General features: G+C 43.8%; 18 protein-coding genes. 5 read left to right on the top strand and 13 right to left on the bottom strand.

The window, feature by feature from the left end; genetic code table 11:
- Positions 1 to 48: 48 nt before the first annotated feature.
- The 5 genes from LP667_RS05775 to LP667_RS05755 all read right to left on the bottom strand — a co-directional run bounded on the left by LP667_RS05775 (position 49) and on the right by LP667_RS05755 (position 5,056).
- Positions 49 to 2,178 carry a transglycosylase domain-containing protein gene (locus LP667_RS05775; RefSeq protein ID WP_056988379.1) on the bottom strand — a complete coding sequence of 710 codons (2,130 nt, stop codon included), beginning with the start codon at positions 2,176 to 2,178 and terminating at the stop codon, positions 49 to 51.
- Between the two features lie 235 nt (positions 2,179 to 2,413).
- Positions 2,414 to 2,536 carry a hypothetical protein gene (locus LP667_RS17225; protein WP_003643109.1) on the bottom strand — a complete coding sequence of 41 codons (123 nt, stop codon included), beginning with the start codon at positions 2,534 to 2,536 and terminating at the stop codon, positions 2,414 to 2,416.
- 79 nt (positions 2,537 to 2,615) lie between these two features.
- Entirely contained in the window at positions 2,616 to 3,077 is a 462-nt protein-coding gene (gene argR / locus LP667_RS05765) for an arginine repressor (RefSeq protein WP_021731377.1), read from the bottom strand.
- Between the two features lie 183 nt (positions 3,078 to 3,260).
- Positions 3,261 to 4,382, bottom strand: coding sequence for an aminotransferase (locus LP667_RS05760; RefSeq protein WP_033610338.1), 1,122 nt, complete (start codon positions 4,380 to 4,382; stop codon positions 3,261 to 3,263).
- Positions 4,383 to 4,447: 65 nt separating this feature from the next.
- Positions 4,448 to 5,056 (bottom strand): LysE/ArgO family amino acid transporter, encoded by a 609-nt coding sequence (locus tag LP667_RS05755; protein ID WP_021731375.1) that lies wholly within the window; start codon positions 5,054 to 5,056, stop codon positions 4,448 to 4,450.
- Between the two features lie 234 nt (positions 5,057 to 5,290).
- Between LP667_RS05755 and LP667_RS05750 the strand changes: the two genes are divergently transcribed.
- From LP667_RS05750 to LP667_RS16995, 3 genes are all read left to right on the top strand, one after another.
- Positions 5,291 to 6,742: an aminotransferase-like domain-containing protein gene (locus LP667_RS05750; protein WP_021731374.1), complete on the top strand. Its 1,452-nt coding sequence runs from the start codon at positions 5,291 to 5,293 to the stop codon at positions 6,740 to 6,742.
- A 101-nt stretch (positions 6,743 to 6,843) separates the two neighbouring features.
- Positions 6,844 to 7,086 carry a D-alanine--poly(phosphoribitol) ligase subunit DltC gene (dltC, locus tag LP667_RS05745; RefSeq protein WP_080235664.1) on the top strand — a complete coding sequence of 81 codons (243 nt, stop codon included), beginning with the start codon at positions 6,844 to 6,846 and terminating at the stop codon, positions 7,084 to 7,086.
- A gap of 423 nt (positions 7,087 to 7,509) precedes the next feature.
- On the top strand, positions 7,510 to 7,887 hold the full coding sequence (locus tag LP667_RS16995) for a hypothetical protein (protein WP_225366504.1): 378 nt from the start codon (positions 7,510 to 7,512) through the stop codon (positions 7,885 to 7,887).
- Positions 7,888 to 8,214: 327 nt separating this feature from the next.
- Here the strand turns inward: LP667_RS16995 and LP667_RS05735 are convergent, their stop codons facing one another.
- Genes LP667_RS05735 through LP667_RS05720 form a run of 4 tightly spaced genes read right to left on the bottom strand, consistent with a single transcriptional unit; the run spans position 8,215 to position 11,709 of the window.
- Positions 8,215 to 9,672 carry a glycoside hydrolase family 1 protein gene (locus LP667_RS05735; RefSeq protein WP_021731371.1) on the bottom strand — a complete coding sequence of 486 codons (1,458 nt, stop codon included), beginning with the start codon at positions 9,670 to 9,672 and terminating at the stop codon, positions 8,215 to 8,217.
- A 2-nt stretch (positions 9,673 to 9,674) separates the two neighbouring features.
- Positions 9,675 to 11,036, bottom strand: coding sequence for a PTS sugar transporter subunit IIC (locus tag LP667_RS05730; protein ID WP_021731370.1), 1,362 nt, complete (start codon positions 11,034 to 11,036; stop codon positions 9,675 to 9,677).
- Positions 11,037 to 11,068: 32 nt separating this feature from the next.
- Complete coding sequence (locus LP667_RS05725; RefSeq protein WP_021731369.1) at positions 11,069 to 11,371, bottom strand: PTS sugar transporter subunit IIB; 303 nt, start codon at positions 11,369 to 11,371, stop codon at positions 11,069 to 11,071.
- The gene (locus tag LP667_RS05720; protein ID WP_225428787.1) at positions 11,368 to 11,709 is read right to left on the bottom strand and encodes a PTS lactose/cellobiose transporter subunit IIA; all 342 of its coding nucleotides are present in this window, start codon (positions 11,707 to 11,709) and stop codon (positions 11,368 to 11,370) included. Before LP667_RS05720 ends, LP667_RS05725 begins: the two co-directional genes overlap by 4 nt.
- Before the next feature lie 300 nt (positions 11,710 to 12,009).
- On the opposite strand from LP667_RS05720, the gene LP667_RS05715 reads away from it, so the two are divergent.
- Positions 12,010 to 12,456 (top strand): DUF3284 domain-containing protein, encoded by a 447-nt coding sequence (locus LP667_RS05715; protein WP_021731367.1) that lies wholly within the window; start codon positions 12,010 to 12,012, stop codon positions 12,454 to 12,456.
- A gap of 901 nt (positions 12,457 to 13,357) precedes the next feature.
- Here LP667_RS05715 and LP667_RS05705 read toward each other — a convergent pair.
- The 3 genes from LP667_RS05705 to LP667_RS05695 form a co-directional block, all read right to left on the bottom strand.
- Entirely contained in the window at positions 13,358 to 15,922 is a 2,565-nt protein-coding gene (locus LP667_RS05705; protein WP_056988378.1) for a PRD domain-containing protein, read from the bottom strand.
- A gap of 143 nt (positions 15,923 to 16,065) precedes the next feature.
- Entirely contained in the window at positions 16,066 to 16,722 is a 657-nt protein-coding gene (locus LP667_RS05700) for a hypothetical protein (RefSeq protein ID WP_021731365.1), read from the bottom strand.
- Between the two features lie 647 nt (positions 16,723 to 17,369).
- Positions 17,370 to 19,364 carry an ABC transporter ATP-binding protein/permease gene (locus LP667_RS05695; RefSeq protein WP_021731364.1) on the bottom strand — a complete coding sequence of 665 codons (1,995 nt, stop codon included), beginning with the start codon at positions 19,362 to 19,364 and terminating at the stop codon, positions 17,370 to 17,372.
- 236 nt (positions 19,365 to 19,600) lie between these two features.
- Between LP667_RS05695 and LP667_RS05690 the strand changes: the two genes are divergently transcribed.
- Positions 19,601 to 20,080 carry a hypothetical protein gene (locus LP667_RS05690; RefSeq protein WP_033609430.1) on the top strand — a complete coding sequence of 160 codons (480 nt, stop codon included), beginning with the start codon at positions 19,601 to 19,603 and terminating at the stop codon, positions 20,078 to 20,080.
- A gap of 216 nt (positions 20,081 to 20,296) precedes the next feature.
- On the opposite strand, the gene argS is transcribed toward LP667_RS05690, so the two are convergent.
- Positions 20,297 to 21,985: an arginine--tRNA ligase gene (argS, locus tag LP667_RS05685; protein WP_056988377.1), complete on the bottom strand. Its 1,689-nt coding sequence runs from the start codon at positions 21,983 to 21,985 to the stop codon at positions 20,297 to 20,299.
- Positions 21,986 to 22,119: the final 134 nt, after the last annotated feature.

The raw sequence follows: 22,119 nt of genomic DNA, 5'->3' as shown, positions 1-22,119 counted from the left end.
TTTTTAACTGAACTTGAATAGCATTAGTACGTTCAGAAGCTAGCTTTACTAGTTGCCAAGGAAGCTCTTCGCCTTGGAGAACCAATCTTTAGCCTTGTCTTTGACTGCGTTAGCACCCTTCTCAACGTTATCCCAAACTGATGAGCCACTGTCCGAGCTGTCCGAATCGTTACTATCAGATTCAGTTGCCAATGTGGCGGCATCCTTCGTCCCAAAGCTCGTGTTATTCGTATTAGGTAAAATGTTTTGTAATTCATTCTTGAATAGCGACGATAACTGATTTTCAGATAAACTCTTCAAATAATGGGTACTATTCGTTGTATCAAATCCGATCCAAGTTGTCACCACAATATCTGGTGTATAGGCAATCATCCACTGATCCTTAGTTCCTGAACCAGTACTGTAATCGGCCTGCGTACTCCCAGTCTTACCAGCAACCGAGTAACCATACGGCTTAGCAGCAGCCCCAGTCCCACTGTTGTACGTGCCTAGCATCATACTTGTCATTTCTTTAGCAACACTTGCTGACATCATTTTCTTCGTCTTGGTCTTTGTATTGTCGACAACGACATTCCCACTAGCATCCACGATCTTGGTAATAAAATGGGCCGTGGTCTTCTTGCCACCATTGGCAAACGCCGTATAAGCACTGGTCATCTGAGCGGGTGATACCCCGGTTGTCAAACCACCCAGAGCTAACGCTAAGTTATCATCCGACTTGGTAACGGGTAAGCCAAACTTCTTCACGGATTGATACCCTTTGTTAACACCGATTTTGTTCAACAACCAGACCGCTGGAATGTTCATACTTTGAGATAGTGCAGTATACATTGGGACTGATTTACTATAGACATTATCATAGTTTTTGGGCGCATACTTATTAGCTCCAAAGGTTTGCTTCTTATTAGAGAGATCCGAATCATACGTATACCCATTTTGTAATGCCGGCGTGTATACTGCCAGTGGTTTGATGGTCGAACCTGGCTGCCGCTTGATCTGAGTCGCACGATTGAAGCCCCGAAAGACGTGTTTGCCACGGCCGCCGACTACGGCCAAGACCCCACCTGTCGACGGATCAACCGCGATTGAGGCTCCCTGGACCTTCGTACCATCATCCGCATTGGCTGGAAATAGCGTACTATTCTTAAAAGAATCTTGCATTTGTGTCTGGTCATCTTGATCGAGTGAAGTATAAATTTTATACCCTCGGTTCATGATGTCAGATTCCGTTAACCCATACTTATTAATCGCTTCATCGATCACCGCATCAAAGTAATATGGATAATTATAACCACTTTCATAATGATAATTATTCGCCAACGTCATCGCCTTTTGTGAATAAATATTGTATTCACTTTTCGACAACTTATTATTGTTGACCATGTTGTTTAATACCACGTTACGTCGCGCCGTTGAGGCTTTAGGATGATTGATTGGGTCATAGCCACTTGGTGAACTTAGCATGCCCGCTAAAGTCGCCGCTTGATCAATTGACAACTCCGAAGCATGGACACCAAAGTACCGTTCAGATGCATCTTCGGCCCCCCACACACCATGTCCAAAGTAGGCATTATTCAAATACATCGCCAGTATTTGGCCCTTAGAATAAACGTTTTCGGTCTCAATCGCCAAAAAGATTTCGCGTAACTTACGTGAAAAAGTTTGTTGTTGCGTTAAGTAGGCATTCTTGACCAATTGTTGCGTTAGTGTGCTCCCGCCACCACTAATGTAATCGCGACCCAAAAGCTTATTGACGACCAACAAGGCAAACGCCCGGCCGATCCCCTTAACTGAAAAACCATGCTCTTTGTAAAAATTTCGGTCTTCGGTAGAAATGACCGCGTTCTGTAAGTTTTTCGAAATACTACTCAAATGAACGTAGGTTCCCTTTTGCGAATATAGTGAACCAGCTTTTTTACTGTCCTTATCATAGATTTCAGTTGTCTTTTCCAATTCCGCCTGTAAATTACCAACTTTGGCCGTTTTGGCTTCATATGTTAAATAGGCACTCCCAATTAGGATGACGGTCAAGATGAGTACAATTAACCACCGCGTTATTTGCCGCCGGTGCCATTGATAACCCACCACGGCGGCAAATCGCTGCCAATATGGTGCTAACCAATTGCCAATGACTCGCAAGCCGTCTTTGATCGTGGCCCAAAAACCATTTCTTTGCATAATCTTCCCCTTGTTCAGCCGACGACCTGTCACGACGTCCGCGTTACTTGTTAGCTTTTACAATTGTATCATAAATTTTCCTGCGCTCAGTAATTGGCCATAACCTTGAAAAAAACTTCAACAATCCAATCATTTCTCAATTGTAACCATTCATCGCTGGCAGTGAAACAATTGCTAACAAAAAAAGCTTTCAAGACGTCCGTGAGACATTTCTGAAAGCTAGCTTGTTTAACCATTATTTACGTCGGACACCCCGACGATTGGCATTTAATTCATTTTGTTGTTGCTTAAACTTATCAAAGGTCGCATCGCGTTGTTTCTGATTCTTTCGAGGCGCCCGTTTCTTCGTATACTTCATTATTTCACACCTCTTTTAGTGGTAACTATCATACCGTGACCCATGAGCTGACGCAACCAATTAGACCGATTATTTCAGGTCAGTCTTCACTGGCAATGTGACTTGCAAATGATTCATGCAGCTGCTTGGCTACCGTGGTGTTGGGACTCACGATAAAGATCGTATCATGTCCCGCCAAGGTCCCACTGACTTCTGGTAACTTCAAATCATCGATAATCGCAGCTAATAAATTACCGTTACTAGGCAGCGTATGAATAATATTCATAAACTCGACTCGGTCAATACTGGTCACAACATCGTGTAGCGTTTCGAATAACCGATCTTGTTCATTTTTGTTAGCGGCTTTAAAAATCGCATAGCGCGTCTGACCGTGTTCATCCGGCGTCTTAACGATCTGCATCTCCCGGATATCGCGCGAAATCGTCGCTTGCGTCGCAGCAATGCCCTCCGCTTTTAGCTTGGCCATTAACTCTTCCTGGGTAGCGATCGGATATTCACTAATCAATTGCTCGATAACTGCTTGGCGCTCAGACTTTTTCATCTCGCGAAACCTCCCCAAATCATGTAATGAATACATTATAGCAAATATTCACTTGGCAAACTACGCGCAGAACTTCAAAAAGCACATTTTCCGCGATTATCGGGAAAATGCGCTTAGACCAGTTTGTATAATTATTTAGCAGCCACGTAACGTGAATTCATCTGCTCACCCAACAATCAGCCGCTAATCGAAACGCCGTAAATACCGTCCCAACAAATCCAAGCCGCGTCGTAAAGTGGTCGTATCCGTGCAGTAGCCTAAACGTGCATGTCCCGGTAAGTCAAAGCGGGATCCCGGCACTAACAAGACGCCGGTATCCTTGAGCAATTGCCGGCAAAATGTTTCATCATCAATTGGCAAGTCTAATTTAATGCATGAGACCGAGATGCCATGTGGTGCAATCAGCTCGACACGGGGCTCCTTAGTCACCCAATCTGTTAAGATTTTTAAGTTACGACTCACGATTTGCCGATTACGAGTTAGCACTTCTGCCCGATGTGTCAGGATCCGAACCGCTAGTTGGTCATTCAACACGCCCCCGCAGATCATGGTATAGTCCCGGTACTTGCGAAATATATCCGCAATGGCTCGGCTAGGCGTCGCCGTCCAGCCAATCCGGATACCAGGTGCGGAATAAGTCTTTGACAAGCTATTAACCGCAATACCACGTTCGTACAAATCAGCAATTGAGACAAAGGGCGTCTCGTCTAACGGCTCATAAACCTCATCAGCTAAGACATAGGCGTCAACTGACCGGGCTAATGTGACCACTTGTTCCAATAACGCTTGATCTAATAGACTGCCCGTCGGATTAATGGCGTTATTGAGTAAAATCATCTTCGTCTCAGGCCGAATCAACCGTTTTAATTCCGCAATATCTGGTAACCAGTCTGCCGACTCATGGATATGCCAATAATCAACGGTGGCGCCTAACGACTTGGGAATATCATACAGCTGCTGATAACTCGGATACAGTGCAATCACATGATCGCCGGGTTCCACCAAACTATAAATCGCCAAATGATTCGCCCCAGTGGCACCATTAGTTTGTAAAACATTATCGGCCGGCACTTGATGATACAACTGACTAACCAGCTGCTTGAATTCTGGCGAACCTTCGATCCAACCATAATCTAGCCGCGCTGCTCCTAGTTCTTGATAAAAATCCTGTGGTGCTTGTTGGTCGTCTAAAGCTGCGATTTCTGCCATAGTTAAAGCCGCAATTGAGCTTTGACTAATATCGGTGGTTGCTTCTCGCTCATGGGCGTTCAGCCAGGCTTCCACCCCAAAACCAGCAATTTTCATGCATATCGTCCCTCTCATAAAAAGTCCAATACGACTAGCATACCGATTGTCTGGGGCAACCGCAACTATATTTTAGTGATGAACGTCGCCAGCAACTTAACACCGTATAAAATGATGATCAAACCACAAAGCCGATTAATACAGAGTAAAACGCGCGGCCGCATGAGATGTTTAAACTTACTAACCAAGCTTGTCAGACCGATAAACCAAATAATTGACGCCAGAATAACCCCTAGCATAAAGAAATGGGTCAGTGCGGCAGGAATGGATACCCGAAAAGCCGCCAACAACACGGAACCATCAATCAGTGCCTGTGGGTTGAGCCAGGCTACCGAAAAAGCGGTCAAAATCGCTGCCTTATACGAAAAGTCAACATCGAGCGTGCCCATGGTCGCCTCCTTTTGACGCAATAGGTTCCAGCCAATGTAAAAGACAAGTAAACTACCAATAAGTAGTACCCCTAACTCTAGCCAAGGCGTCGCCTGTAATAACTTACCCACGCCGTAAAAACAAGCCAGTGACAGTGACGTATCAAACGCAATTACAATTAGAGCCACCCGCAGCGCCCGTTGTAAGGGTTGTTCGATCGCTGTTGAAACCACGAATAGATTTTGCATCCCAATCGGTGCAATGTAGACAATCCCAAATAATAAACCTTGTAAAAACACTTGCATGCTTTTGACCTCCTTGATACCAGCCAATTAAATCATTTTACCAACCAATTATTGATTAATCCATTGGTCATCTCCGACTAGCTTTTATTTCAGAGATGATTATAATAGAGATAATTTCATTTGTAGCCAACCAATTTGCTATTTTTTACCCAACCACCCGCGATTGGTATCTTTTTAATTATTTTGATAACACCGTCTTAATTCGCTTTCATAGGCACTCAGGAGGTTTCAGTTATGGCACTTATAACTATTAAATGGCAACCGGATAAGCAGGCTGCCACGCCAATTTACCAACAAATCACCAATTATTTTCAGGAACAAATCGCCAAGGGTAACTGGTCGGTCGGGGCTAAGTTACCCGCCCAACGCAAATTAGCTGAACAATTTGGCGTTAATCGCAGTACGCTTATTACCGCGCTAGACGAATTAATGGCGGTCGGCTTAATTACAAGCAATCCGGGTTCTGGCATGGTCGTTTCTGGTAATCATTGGTCCAGCTTACTAGCCGAACATGTCAACTGGTTACAATATGTTAAGGCCGGTCAATTCAAGCCAAATTCACACGCACTCCAGAAAATCAACCAATTTGAAACGGATGCTGTTATTCGTTTGAGCACTGGGGAGCCCGCACCAGAACAATTTCCACGCCCACTCTTCCAACGCGCTTTTGCCCATTTAGGTGACCAACTGACGAGTCTAAATTATACCGAGCCCGCTGGCATCTTAGCTTTACGACAACAAATCGCACGACATTTAGAAAAAGTCGGCATTCACACGCATCCTGAAAACATTTTGATTACTTCTGGATCATTGCAAGCCTTGCAATTAGTCTCAATGTCATTGTTTCCAAAAGACGCCACGATCTATACGGAAGCCCCAACTTACGTCAAATCGTTACATGTCTTTCAGTCCGCTCACACTCATTTAGCCGGCATTCCCATGGATAATCAAGGCTTAGCTTACTGGCAGATGGCTGCGCCCGCTCAAGGCGAACACGCAATTCTTTACACGATTCCAACATTTAACAATCCCACGGGTATCGTCATGAGTGCTGAACGGCGTCAGCAAGTTCTACAGATCGCACAAGAACACCGACTCCCGATCTTAGAAGATGCGGCTTATCAAGATGTCTGGTTCACTCAACAACCGCCTCGTCCGTTGAAGGCCCTAGACAAGACCGGTAACGTGATTTACTTCGGTAGTATCTCAAAGTCGCTAGCGCCGGGATTACGAATCGGCTGGACTGTTGCTGCTAAACCAGTCATCGAGCGTTTAACCGACGTCCGCATGCAAACTGATTATGGTGCCAGTTCACTATCCCAGTTAGTACTGGCAGAAATCTTAGCTGATCCTGAATATGAAACATATCAAGCAAATTTCCGATCTGTACTTGCTAAAAAAGCAGCTATCGCGGAACAAATCCTTCACCATTATTGGGACGACTTTGCCACGTGGGAGACGCCAACCGGGGGCTTTTATCTCTGGGTACGCTTAGCAGACAGTATTAATATTCCCAAGTTATTCGACCTCGCTACCGCTAATAACGTGCTCTTTAACCCAGGGAGCATTTACGATTTTCAGCCGAATCAGTATATTCGCCTGAGCTTTTCTTATGAGTCTAGCGCACGTTTTGAACAGGGAATTAAAATTCTAACTGATTTGATTCACGCTAATTTTAATATTTGATCAGGTAAAGATTTCATTAATACACCTGATTAACCATCATTCAAATTGAAACTATGCTAAAATAACATTGATTGATCCATAATAATGATAAGGGGCGTATTTTGATCATGGATGATGTTAAAGCAACAGTACTATCGATCTTGCAAGATTTAACTGGGGAAGATGTTTCAAGCAATATGGACGCTAACTTATTTGATGAAGGTATTTTAGATTCTATGGGCTCCGTACAATTGTTACTAGAACTTCAAAACCAACTCGGAATTGAAGTACCCGTTTCCGAATTTGAACGTTCTGAATGGGAAACGCCCGCTAAAATCGTGGCTAAGGTCGCGAGCTTACAATAATTAAACTGAAATCGTCGTTAAGCTGATTGCTTAACGGCGGTTTTTTAGTTGACTAAAAAATGGTCAAGTATGCATTAGCCTGACTCAGAAAATTGATTTGACGGTTATGGCTGACGTTAGCTTTACGGCTTGCGACCCATTATCTAATCCGGACACTATCATCGTCTTAATAGGCTTCTGAAAGTTTTACGAAAATAATATGCAACGTTTACACAATTTTGATAAACAAACGTTCGTTTGCTGAGTAAACTAAAGCCATTAAAATTATTCTTGTGAGGGATGTCATTTTGAAAATCAGTGTTCAACAACTTATCTGGTTAACGATGGGTGCCATTAGTGTAACTATGATGTCCGGCTTCGGCCATTTATTTATCCGTCATCACCAAGCAACCGTCCGTGCAAGACCAATCGTCAACGTTAATCATGCAACGACCAACCACACTGATTTTAGTCATGGGCGTGGCCTTTTTAATCTCAGCTGGCTTCGATTGGCAATTCCGGACGCACGACACAACTTCATCATCCTCGGCGACAATTAAGGCTAACGGCCGACTTCAACGTCCTACCTGGTCATTGGTTTACGCCGTCCTTGGTTACTTGGTCGACGCTACCATTGCCGTTGCAATTCCTTGGTTAGTCGTCAGTAAGTTACACGGCCACTGGCAACTCAGCTGGTTTTTGACTGCCAATGCGGCCGGTATTTTATGTGCACCGCTCTTACTAAAACAGTGGTCTCAGCAATCACTATTAACCTTAACCGCATTAACTGGCGGCTGCTTAATCTTCATGTGGCCCACCTAAGCAGCCTCATGTTCACCATGTTCTTGATTGGCCTATTGCGCGGACAAGCCAATATTTCTTTTTTCACCACCATCCAGCAAGCGACCACGGTTGATCGTAATACATTGATGATGTGGGTACTGACAATCATTGATACCAGCACTGTCATTGGCAACCTGCTTGCCCCTCGCTTGATTTTGACACTAGGTTCCTGGACACTGCCAATCCTTGGCATCAGCATCCTTTTATTTTGTCTCGTTCGACTGATCAGCTTACGACACCACCCAAAACAGTCTTCATCTGATATTGATGAAGACTGTTGATTGGTCATAGCTATCGCGATCCTGGTTACTCTAAAGCTTGACCATTCGACGCAATGACCCGTTGATACCAATAAAAGGAGTCTTTGGGAATTCGTGCTAACGTCCCACTGCCATCATCTTGACGGTCCACATAAATTAATCCATATCGTTTGGACATCTGACCCGTACCCGCGGAAACCAAGTCGATACACCCCCAACTGGTGTAGCCAATCAAGTTAACGCCATGTTGAATCGCCGTTGCCATCGCTTGAATGTGCTTACGCATGTAACTAATTCGATACTGATCATGAATTTGACCATCAGCTGTTAGTTGATCTTTGGCACCCAAGCCATTTTCAACAATCATTAGTGGCAAATGATACCGATCATTCATCAATTCCAAATAGTACTGTAAGCCATCTGGGTCATCGGCCCACTCCCATTCAGAATATTGCAAATACGGATTCCGGGCGCCTATCGAAAAGTTGCCACCAACCGCTGAGGTAATTTCATGGGTCGTAATCGCTGTCGACATATAATAGGAGAATGTATACCAGTCAACCGTGCCAGCCTTAAGAATTTCTAGGTCAGTCGCCGTCATGTCTAAATCAACTTGGTATTCATCCCATAAGCGCTGAGCATACGTTGGATACTGCCCCTGACACTGCACATCACCACAGTAATAGATGTTTTGTTCCCAAGCATACCGATTCTTTAAGACGTCTGCCGGGTCACAAGTTAACGGATACGACGTGATTCCACAAATCATACAACCAACTTGATTTTCAGGATCAATCGCGTGAGCCCGCTTCACTACCAAAGCACTAGCTACGAATTGGTAATGTAACTGCTGATAAGCCCGTTGATAGTCGGCAGCACTAGTTTGAGAACGTAGCGCCAAAAACATAATTGTATTGTTGATTTCATTAAAGGTGATCCAATGCTTGACTAGCCCACGGTACGTTGTAAATAATGTTTCCGCATAGTGTTGATAAAAAGCGATCATCCGGCGATCATTCCAACCACCGTAAACCGTTTCCAAGTGTAGGGGCATATCAAAATGTGAAATGGTTACTAACGGCTCAATTCCATGGGCTTTCAACGTCTCGAACACGCGGCGATAAAAATCAAGGCCAGCTTGATTGGGCTCTTCCTCGTCACCCCGTGGAAAAATTCGTGACCACGAAATTGACATACGGTACATTTTGAAACCCATCTTCGCGAATAGCGCAATATCTTCTTGATAACGATGGTAAAAATCAATACCGGTTTGATTAGGATAATATTCATTTGGCAATACCGCTCCATGTGCACCGTCAGGAATTGCAAGACCTTTTCCAGGAGTACCGTCAGCTTGCAAATAAGTCACTTGCCGGCGTTTTTTCAGTCCCCCTATCGTGGTAACGTCTTTCAAGGTCAGGCCCCGGCCATCAACATCATAAGCGCCTTCACACTGGTTGGCAGCAGTGGCCCCACCCCAATAAAAATTAGTTGGAAATCGCATACTTACACCTCACCTTCAATGTCGACATCGTCTTCTTGAATAGACGCCTTAATTTCATTTTGAGTCACAGTTTGCTTTTCTTGCGCTGCGACTGCCGCTTCTTTAGCAATCAATTGCTTCTCATAAACCTTAAAAAACGGATACCAGATTAAAGCTGACGGAATCAACATTAAATAGTCAGTCAGCGCATTACGCCAACTCAATGTACTTAAATAACTTCCAAACCCCATTGATAAAATGGCAGTAATGACAATCCAACCGGGTGTTAAAAAGCCAATTTTATACAGAATCAGTGCACAGAGCATTACGACCGGGATATTTAAGACAAACGGAATACTCATAATTGGGTTATACATGATTGGGATACCAAAAGTCATCGGTTCATTAATTTTAAACCATCCAGGAATCACTGACAGCTTGCCAACTGCACTTAATTGCTTAGATTTAGACCGCATCGCCATTAACGCTAGCGGCAACGTATTACCGGTTCCACCAGCTACCGCCATAAATGAAAATAGCATCACTGGTGCAAATACAACAGGTTTGCCAGCAGCCTGCAACGCAGCATTTTCAGAAACGGCCTGAATCACTAGTGGCATCACAATTGGCACTAGAATCATCGTGCCATGGATTCCAAAGGTCCAAAGCAAAGCTCCCAAAATACAGAGGACAAAAATGCCAACTGTGGACGTTAACGCACTCAGTGGAATCGCCAGTAATTCCATAAAACCTGAACAGATATTGTATTTGCCAGCCGTGCCAATTGTGACTAGCAACGAGGCACTCAAAAAGATCACCGCGTTAAATAGTAACGGCACAATTGAAGCAAAACCGTCTTGTAAAAATTGTGGTACTGCGTCAGGCATATTAATACGAATATTTTTGTCCGTGCACAACTTCTCAACTCGCACCGAAATCCAAACTACGACAAAGCCAATAAACATCCCCTGCGCGCCTAAATAAGTCGTATCAATGCTGATGGTTCCAGTCTTACTGACAAGCAGTCCACCCGCAACGATCCAAAACCCAAATAACGCATCGATTGCATTCATGATTGGGGCCGTCATTTTTAAATTTTTGGCATAATGAAAACCTAGGAATAAAACGACCCAGATTGACATTGAATTCATTGAAAACTGAAATGGAATTTTTAAATATGCTAATAAGATACTCTTTGCAGATAACACGCCAAACATGGTCGGTCCCAGCACTGACATCGCAATCTGAAAAATCGCACCAACCATTAGAATTCCCATTAATGACATCATTGCTGCTTGCAATGCCGTGATAAACTTATTATTGCCAAGTCCCTGACCAGCACGTTGCAAACCAATCATCAATTTACTATTAAAAAAACGTTCCATGGTTCTTCACCTCCATATGCTCACTCAACTGGTCATTGCACAAGACTGGCCGCTAGCTCAAAAATATGTGCGCTATCCCCAACCGCATAATCGAGTGGTGGAATCGCAGCAACTGGCAACCCGGTGGCCGTCTGCACTTCACTTTGTCGATACGCCACTTGGGGGCCCATTAAAATAACATCATAGTCTTGATAGACATCTTCATAGGCTGATAGACCAACGGCTTTGATTTGTCCCGTCGCACCATGTTCATCACGATATTGTTGCAATTTTTTCATTAAAATACTGGTTGACATGCCACCCGCACAAACTAATAATATGTTCATTGATTTCATGATATGACCATCCCTTCAAACTTGTGATACACCTTTAATATCTCCGCAATTAACTCATTGGCTAACAGGCTTGTCATGAAATGATCCTGAGAATGGATCAATAAGATATTGATGGTGACCTGCTGACCATTTGCTTCGGCTACAAGCAGTTTGGTTTGAACATCATGGGCTTTCACCAACGCTTCACTAGATTGTTTTAATAATGCTTGTGCTTCTAGATAGTCGTCACGATGCATGGCATCTAAGGCGTTAAAAGCCAACGTCCGTCCCTCACCAGAATAGGCAATCATTGCCATCGCAATATCTTGAATTGCTGAATTATCGTTTTGAGTCATCATCCGGTTACCTACTTTCTATATTTGTCGACAACCACATCGTAACAAGTTTCAACGGCAACTACAAAAGCGCTTACATAGCCTTGTGTATAAATTTAACTCCTAGTAATTAACGTTATTCTTTAAAAATCAACGCCATAGTGGGCGAATCAAACCACTAACCGTATTAATCACCTTTAGTGTATAGGTTTAATGATTGTTTTTTTCAATGTGTATAGCTAGTTTGGCAAGTGTATAGCATGTTGTTTTTAACTCATTTTTTTCAGGCTTGAACTAGTCAAAAAGTCTCGCTATAATCAAGCCATGCAAATTATTCGAACGCTTAACGTTACGAGCACAGAATTCTATAACTGGTTAGAAAAACAATTACTTGCTGAAATTCAGACTGCCACTGGGCAAGTGCTGGCCGCAACGTCAATCAAGAAAGGACTCACTTACACTAAGTCGACTACCAAATCGGCTGCTCAACTCAAAATTATGATTGACGATTACCAGCGCGGCATTAAGTACCAGATGACAGCTATTTCACCGCTAGACACCGTGACCGTGACCTATTTAACAACGGCTAAAGGCGCACAAACGACGGTGACATTTTTAGAAGAGATTGATAGCTATCAGCCACAACGGCATCATTGGTTACTACGAACCTTTAGCCAAACTTTGTTACTCGGACGCATGTCTGATAATCTATTGCAGCTCGAACAACAAATTATTGATCACCGAGTAGTGCCTGCTAATCTCACCGAATGATAAGTGTGTGTCTACCAGTTGGCTTTGACAATTAGTACAATCGTAAAACCTAAATAGTCGCTTCAAGAATTTACAACTTCTTGAAGCGACTATTTAGGTCGTTAATCAAACGCATTTGATTGAATACTTATTATGCATTGTGCTAGTTATTATTTAGTATGAATCATGATTAAAAATGGCTATTTCTAAGTTTAAAGTCTATCAGCCGAGTCCCACTGAAAACCGTGCAATTTGGCGAAAAATCATTTAATTAACGCGTTCCACGCCGGCTTCAAGGCAATACTGTCGAAACGTATTCGGGTCAGACTGGAACTTCCGGGTAGCTACGCTATAGAAGTCCGCCACTTAACGCCATGGTTAGGTAAAAGTTCCACACAACAACTATTCCACAATCAATTGTACCAAGGAGCGTAATTGTCTATCCGCCATTTGAGCGGCCTACCGAAGCCTGTGTCTGCTACGCCAACGAGACCGCATTAATCCATGCTCGACTTCAACTCGTGGCTCCGCACAGGCTTTTAGACTGGAGGGGCTGGGTGACAATGCTCAGTAGCCAAATTATTCTTAGCTGGAAGCGAATTTCTTCCGGTTTAGAATAAGACTCGTATTTGAGATGACGCGGGTTAGGCGTTAGCTCAAATCGACGTCGGCTACGTTCCAGCAATTGGCGCCCAGCCCCGGAGGTCGGCATCGGACGCGCATATGCTGACGAATCGTAAGCCAACTAACTGGCATGCATGAATCATGATTCATAACAAATTAACTAGCATCATGCGTACTTATTCATTATCAATAGCCAATGACTAGCAACCCTGTGACTGAATGTAACCACCAATATCAAATCACCAACACCATTCGACTAATACTCAGTCTGCCCATCGTAAGCAACTGTCCCGACCGATTAACACAACTGTTTTAAAATAATGAGCAAAGTAGCCACCATCTCATCGTTCACAATCAATTTAAATGTCTGTTCAACTGGTCGTAAACACTGCCGTAGCCGTTGATAATCTTCTGGATACTTGGCCAATAGCTGGCGTGTTTGTTCCGTAGCTGCAACAACTTTGCCTGCCAAAATACGCTCAATCATACTTCCTAAGTGAACAAATAATCCAATTTGCTGATCTTCAGTTAATTGGTACAAAGTTGTCAGTTCATCCATAAGCGGCGGTAAAACACGCTGCAGCTTTGTAACTTCAGCATGTTCTAGCTGTGCTTTAAAATATCGATAAATTTGATTATACGCGCCCCACCGCCCGGACACCGGTTGAAACATCAGCACCTGATCCAACTGCTGATGGGAATGCTCAAAAATCATGGTCATCGGAATGAACGGAATGCCAAATAACTGGGGATCAAAAGTACCAACAAACGCGTGAATCTGATAAACTTGTTGCAATCGCAACACGGTCGCCACTAACTCATCTCGAGTTCCGACCGCCAATGACTTGACGCGCATCTGTAGTCGTGAATATTGATCAATATAATCCTTTATTTGTGCCGCCCCACCTTCACCACTATGACAAAGGGTAATGATCAATTCATCTTTGGTCGTCTTTTCGGCAGTCAACTGCTGTAATGCCAGCGTGACAAGATGATAAACATCATCTAAGTCCGTTACACGGGCACTTTTACGGGCCGCCTCTAGGCCAACTAAAGTAACTGGCATTTGAATCATCCGAATTTTAACCTTTGTTTTAGCCTGAATCGCAGCTAGCATCCACTTAATAGACCCCATATCATAAATAACTAACACGCCGGCACCATCATCGATCTCACAGATTTTACGACTCAACGCTTGCATCACATGCTTACTATGAGCTGCTAAATCGATATCATAAGCATAGGTATTGTCCACTTGACTGAGTATATTAGTTGTTCGCATCAAGGCTTGTGCCGTCCCCTCACCATGCATAACATATAGAACAACTGGATGCCGACTAGTGGTTGGTGCTTGAGCTACTAAAAAGGTTGCTAGTAAACTAACTTCGGCCACTGAAATAGTCAGCGCTAGTTTTGTCGCCAAAATTTGTGCTAGTTTAACGGCAGCCTCATATTCTACCACGTACTGTTGCTGTAAATGCGACTCGTTTGTCGCTTGTTCTGACGCCGGCATGTGCCGATACAACCCATTAATATGTAAGCACAGTCCATTAAAGACACTCGCGGATAAAGGTCGACCTAGTAATCGTTCACAATCTGGTTGCCAGGCCGTCACAATTTTTATAATGTCCGGTGATACGATTTTAGCTAATCTTTCCACATTAGTCACTGACTGCGGTAAAGTATCGCGGCTCTTGATAGACCGTGCTTGAGTATTTACTGATGGTGATGCTTCTACTACTGCTGGGTGTGTGCCAGAATCCAATTGCCGTTGGTTGACCTTTGGCATTTTTCTAAATCTACTGCGGTCTACATTTGACGCTATGTCAAATGTCATCAATAAGTCAGCCGACTCAAAGACCGTCGTCAATTCTCGTTGATATTCGCGCTCATGTGCCAAGGCCCGCTGAACGCTCAGTGCTAGATCTGCTAGGTAAATCCGAACTTCCCGGTCAGTATCACCCATAAACCGGACATAGGCCTGGGCACAAGCCATTGTGATTATTGTTTTCAATGCTTTCAGATTTTGATCGTAAGTTGCCAATATGAGTGCCCGTGCGGCAGGTAACGTTACCCGGATCGTCCGCTTAGATTGTTGCGCCTCTATGGTTAAGAAGTGTCGAATCAACGCCCATCGTTCTGACCACGGTCGCTCTTTAAAATCTGGTAACTCAATCTTGACCATCAATTGAGGCATGGTCATCACTTGTTGCGTCAACCCACTAATGAGAATAATTAATGGCGGCCGCTTAAGGTTCTTAACGGCCTCCAAAGCGGTCGTCAGCTTCGCTCGCTGGGGACCAGCTAAATATTCATAATGATCGATCACAACAATACCACCCTGAGCCTTTCCCCAGCAACTGCTTTCAAGGTCGGCTTGATCACCAAATAGTTGACGGTCAAGTTGTTGGCTATCATCCGCGTAGTCCCGACATTTAATAACTACTGTGGCACCATCCGCTGCTGGGATTCCTTGCTGCCATGCAAAGTTTTGAATTTCATGTACAAACGTCGTGCTACCAACACCACTATTTGCTGCAACGTGAATATTCAACGGACCGTTCGGATATAAAACAGCCGCATTAGCTAACTTGATTGCCTGCTGCAAGCTCCCCAAATGGCCAACTAAGTTAAGAAATGGCTTCTGGACATCTGATACGGCGAGTAAAAACCGCACTGGTCGTGTTTTAGTTTTAATCAACTTTTGCTCACGAACTAAGCCATTCAAGGCAGCACTGACATTCGTTCGCTGCATGTCAAGATGCGTTGCAACGACCATCGCCGTCACCCCATCATGATAACGTTCGTCTGTTAAAACTAATTTACGTACTAAATCGTAGATAAGTACCCGTGTTGTCTCCATTTTACTTTCCCCCATAAAATCCCCACTGCTACCTTTATACCAGATTTATACATGATTAGCTGTTATTTGCAACGCGATTAATCCAAAAAAGCACCCGTTGCTCATCACAGCGCGTGTCGCTTCCAACTATAAATTGTCTTCAATTAGGCTACTAGTTTGGTCAAGATTTGGGTTGCATCTGTTAGCACCTGCTCTGGATGCTGACGCGCATCCGTCAACATTCCAAGTGGCTGTAAATCCATTGCCGCAAATTCTGCGTGTCGCGTTTGAAACTGGCGGTGAAATGGCACTAGCTCACTGGCAGGCATGGCCGCTCTGACTGCGATCGGTGCTGGGTAACGATTTAACACGGTATAAATTTTAGGCTTGGTAACCGTATACTCCATACTAAACTGTAATGCCCCCAAGTCCTGATATAACAACGTGCTGATATCCGTTTCCGCCGAATACGTCAAAATAATCTGATGTGCTAAAGGTAGCCAACATTCATTGAGTAACCACGTATAATTATCATGTTTTGGTCCAGTTGATTCTAAGTCTATTAATAAATAATCTGTCTGGACACCTTGTAGTGCCAGCCAAAAATCATCAAGCTCGTTAGTTGTCCGAATATCTGATTGCCACTCGTGCCAACGTCGTTTCTGAATAGTCCGCCACGTTACCGTTTGATAATTACAATTAACAATGGTGACTGACGTTCCCCAATTGGTTAATACGTTAGCCAATGCTAGTGTCAACAAGCTCTTACCACTAGCAGCTTGTGTTCCACCAATGACTAGTGTCTGTGGTTGTTTCCTCAAAGCAAAACCCTCCCTAGCTTAATTTACACCAACAGCATAACCGTAGATTGATCGAATTACTAGTGTTTTACATGTATAAGTGGGGTGATTTAGGGTTTATTATGAGAAGTCACTGATAAGTTTGTTGGCGAATTAATTCACTCGTTAAATGAGTCAAGTGTATGACGTAATAATTGAGTTCACGGTTGACAAGACACACTTTTCCCAAATAAAGTAAGCGCCACCATTGATGGTGCTAAATTTAAATGATTACAATTAAATTTTGTAATCACTATTATTTTCAATAAAAATTAGTTTTCACTAATAATATTTAGTTCCGTCAATTAACTAACCAGCTCTCCGTTCTCTCCGAAAACAGGTTTCAACATTTAGTCAGTAATGACCACACCAACTAACAAGGCCCACGCCATCAAAAGATACATTAACGCCAAACTGTGTCGCCAAAAAAAGCACCTAGATCAATTTCGATCCAAGCACTTCATAGCAACTCCTTAAGCCTCACTTGATAAAGAACTTAGTGACAATGATGAATGATAACCTGCTTAAGGCACTTAATCACAGATGATGGTTAACCTACCACTCACGTTTTACGCTTATTACTGATTAAATAACAGTCCAAATGCAGATCGAGCCAGTCAATTAGGCCACTATTCTGCTGCAAGTGCCTTGATTGGGTTAGCCCGTGCGGCGCGCCGTGCTGGTAAAATAGCTGCAAGCCACGCGATGACTAGTGCTAATACAAAAATCGTCAGCACATTGCCAAGCTGAATCTGAACCAGGGCATAGCCCCCGGTTAGTTTTGACAAACCATGGTTCAGCCCTCGCGCTGCCAAGTAGGCCAATCCAGTCGCGAAGGTTGCGCTGATAACACCTAACATCAACGCCTCACTTGTAAATAACCGGCGAATATCGCGGCGGCGCTCCCCTAATGACCGTAAAATACCGATTTCTCGCATACGAGCACTAACTGACATGAACATAGTCACAATAATCATTAATGCGGACACAACTAGTGAGGTACCCGCAATTGCCGCTAATACTTTGGTGGCAATATTGACATAAGTATTGAATGAATCCAAGGTGGCTGCAATACTAGTCGCTGCAAATGGGCGCTTACCATTAATCATCAAGTGATTGATTTCATTAACAACGACTTGGTTTTGCGCCCGACTCGTAATCCGAACCGTTACGAACGTCGGCTGACTCGATACTTGGGCTGCCGAACGCATCGCCTGCATCGTTGTATAATTGACCGCATTTAACCCAACTTCAGATGAACCGTCCACAATTCCAGCTACCGTCAACGGCCGCGTTACCGTTACGGGCTTCCCCTTCTGATTAAATGTCTGATAACTCACCGTCACCGTCCGTCCAACCAACTGCCGCCAATTCGTCGCTGACCACTTTTGTGCAATCGATGACTCATCTAATACGATTTGATTATTACCAGCCACGTGGCCCACCTTTAACTGGCTAGTTGGATCATTGCTTGTCCAAGTCGTCAATTCAGGCGCTGCAAACTTCTCTTGACCAATCGCAATCGTTGCATTGGTTGCTGAGATGCCTGGTTCCACGGCTACAACGTGTTTAAGATCACGTAATGCCTTAATTTGGGAATTGGTAAAGACCGGCATACGCGCTGCAATACCGCCAGCCACGGCCGGATCATAGACCGCCGCCGCTTGCTCATCCCGGTCTTTGGCATTGTCTGCTTGATGCATGACCATAATTGACTGTGGATCCACCAAAGTGTTCATTTCATGGCCAATGTAGCCCTTAATACCCGTTCCTAGGCCGTTAAAAAGCATGACCGCAAATAGCCCAATCGCCGTTCCTATAACAATTAACGTGTTCCAAGTCCAAGTATGCCGCATATGTTTAAAAGCCATCATAACAGATGCCCACCAAGGTAATGGCTGGGCCGCAAGTTGCGGTCGAGTTGGTTCAGCAGCGCGCTTTTTCACATCCCCTGATCGTGCCTTGATTTTTCCGTTCACTAATTGGGCAACCCGTGTGGCAGCCCCAGCAACTTGCTGTGAATGCGTTACACAGATCACCAAGCGGCCGGCATGGGCAATTTTTTGTAGTATCCTCATAACATCTGCCGTGTTATCGGCATCCAAGGCCCCAGTTGGTTCATCGGCAATCAGAATTCGAGGATCGCCAGCTAAGGCGCGAGCAATCGCAACCCGTTGCTTTTGACCACCTGACAATTGTTGCGGATACTTTTTGCTTTGTGAAGCCAAGCCAACGTTTGCTAGTAATTCGTGCGCTTGACGGCGACGTTCACCATGGCTCAGCTTGGTCATATCTAGTGCTAACATGACATTCTCTAGTACTGTCAAATGACTAATTAAGTTATAACTTTGCGAAATATAACCGATAATCTCGCGTCGATACTGGTCTAACTGGCGTTCATGGCGGTAATCTAAGGGCTGGCCCGCAATCTTGACAGTACCTTCAAAGTCATGATCTAGCCCACCAATAATATTCATCAGCGTGGTCTTGCCACCGCCAGATTCACCAACAATTGCGACAAATTCACCAAGTTCAAACTGTAGATCAATCCCCTTCAAAACGTTAAATGTCTGTTTTCCAATTTGATAGTTCTTACAAATATTGGTCAATTCTAAGTAACTCATCACCAAGCCCCCAATATGGCATTTTGAATTAGCTTTCAGAATACCACTCGGGGTCACTAAACTGGTTATTAAAATTTTAGTATCGAAAGTTGCCTTATTAAGATTTTAATACCTGCTTGACGGCCAGCATAGCTTATAATCAGTCCTAAAATTATAATACGTCATCTCAAACTTGCGAGGTGTGAAAATAGCAATTAATGCGAAAGGAACGGCCTGGCCGCAACGGGTATTCACACATGAGAAAAAACTTAATCTTAATTGGCGCAGACTATCTTCGCTGTGCAATTTTCTTCATTATTGCTTTTTATGCCGTCACCGCTGATCCTAGTGGTCGCTTTCACTTTTATTGGACACCCGTCAATATTTATCTGACGTCAGCATACTTATTCGGCCATCCCATCTTGATGAGATTAATTCCTCGGCTCACACACAATCCCTTTCAAATGATTTCCATCGCTTCACGTTCATTAACCGCTTCAGCTGGTCAACAACATCAGTCCTTGTCTCAGATCTACCATAACGCCGTTAATCCTGTCAGTAGTCGTGACATGCTGCTTTCTCAAAACGAATATCGTGATGATATGACGTCCATTAGTGTCTCCTTTGCCATCCATGGTTTTTTATTACTGCTCTCCTGGCCCCTGATTGGCATTATTTTACTCAGTCGTAGTTGTAGCTACTTCATTCGTCAGCTCATTGCTCATCACAAACGATGAGCCGGCAAAGCTTTTTAACTGACTGCTTTTGACCTGACCTTTTTACCACGCAATAACAATAATTCATATCAAACTACACAATCCGTGCGTCACCTATTTCTGGAAGTATCAGTCATCCGATCCCAAAAATACCACTCATGATAAAACAGCTTTAACGGCTGACTTATCATGAGTGGCATTTTCGCTTGTACAATTTACCTTTTAATTAGTTTTCAATTACATTTCATCTGGTGCCTTAACACCAAGCAAACGTAAAGCTTCCTTCAAGACGATGCTGACACTCTTAACTAAAGCTAAACGAGCATTTAATTCATCGTCCTCAACCAAAATCTTAGTATTCGCATAATACTTATTAAAAGCTTTGGCTAAATGAATCGCATACTTAGCAATGACCGATGGTTCGTATTCCGTGCTGGCACGAACCACCGTTGCTGGGAACTCACTCAATAGCTTCAAGGTATCCCAAGCAGCAGGATCACTTAATGTCTGGTCAGTTGCCGCAATTTCAGGGCTACCAGCCTTGCGCAAGATACTTTCAGCGCGGGCGTGGGCATACTGAACGTACGGACCAGTTTCACCTTCAAAGCGAACCACTTCTTCCAAGTTGAAATCAAAGCTATTCATTCGTTCGTTCTTCAAGTCATGGAAAACCACGGCCCCAATCCCAACAGCATCCGCAACTTCATCCTTGTTAGGCAAGTCAGGGTTCTTAGCTTCAATCTGTTCATGGGCTAAAGTAACCGCATCATCCAACACTTTATCAAGCAAGATGACCCGACCACTCCGAGTTGACAACTTCTTACCGCCCGAAGTAATCAAACCAAATGGAATGTGGTGGATCTGGTCAGCCCAGTCGAAGCCCATTTCAGTTAAAACAGCCTTTAATTGCTTAAAGTGATTAGTTTGTTCGTTACCGACCACGTACAATGATTGCACGAAATCGTAAGTCCGCTTCCGGTAAATCGCAGCAGCCAAATCCCGCGTGATGTATAGGGTCGCACCATCCGACTTCTTGATCAAGGCTGGGTTCAAGTCATACTTGCTTAAGTCAACAACTTCCGCGCCCTGGCTTTCTTGTAAGAGGTGTTTGTCTTCTAAAATATCCACGACTTCTTGCATCTTATCATTGTAAAAGGCTTCTCCCTTGAACGAGTCAAAGTCGATATCTAAGCGCTGATAAATCTTCTTGAAAGCTTTCAACGATTCAGACCGGAACCATGACCAAAGATGAGTCGCCTCTTCGTCCCCATTTTCCAACTTTTTAAACCATTCACGGGCTTCGTCGTCCATTTCAGGATGATCAACATCTTCTTTATGGAAACGCACGTAATACTTTAATAAATTATTGATAGGATCAGCTTTAACTTCGGCTTCACTCCCCCACATCTTGTAGGCCGTGATCAATTTACCGAATTGCGTGCCCCAGTCACCTAAATGATTGATCTTAACAGGTTGGTAATCCAATTTACTTAAGATATTCGCCAAGGAATTCCCAATCACCGTTGAACGTAAATGGCCCATCGAAATTGGTTTAGCAATATTTGGCGATGACATATCAATAGGTACTTGCCCCTGCTCGCCAAGTTTGCCGTCACCAAAATGCCCGCCATTCGTCAATACTTGACCTAAAATATCGGCCGCAAAGGCGGCCTTCTTGAAGAAGAAGTTGACATACGGGCCCATCGCAACAACTTTTTCAAAGTCACTATCATCAACCTTTTCAACAATATCGCTCGCAATCATTTGTGGTGCTTTGTGTAACGTTTTGGCTAAAGTAAAAGTTGGAAAGGCCAAATCGCCTTGCTTCGACGTTTTGGGCTGCTCGATCTTATCTAAGATCGCATCCTGTGTTAAATCTGGTAGTGCTGGTGCTAAAGCCGCCGCTACAAGTTGTTTATAATCCATATTGTCCTCCTTGATTGTCTTGCGGGACAAAAAAAGTCCCTTACATATTTAAAAACATGTAAGAGACGAGACGTTCCCGCGGTACCACTCTAATTGATATTACATCCACTTATTATCGAATTGTCGTCTTCAAA

This window comes from Lactiplantibacillus paraplantarum (assembly GCF_003641145.1).
GTDB lineage: Bacteria > Bacillota > Bacilli > Lactobacillales > Lactobacillaceae > Lactiplantibacillus > Lactiplantibacillus paraplantarum.
This window is presented reverse-complemented; position numbering and strand designations above follow the sequence as displayed.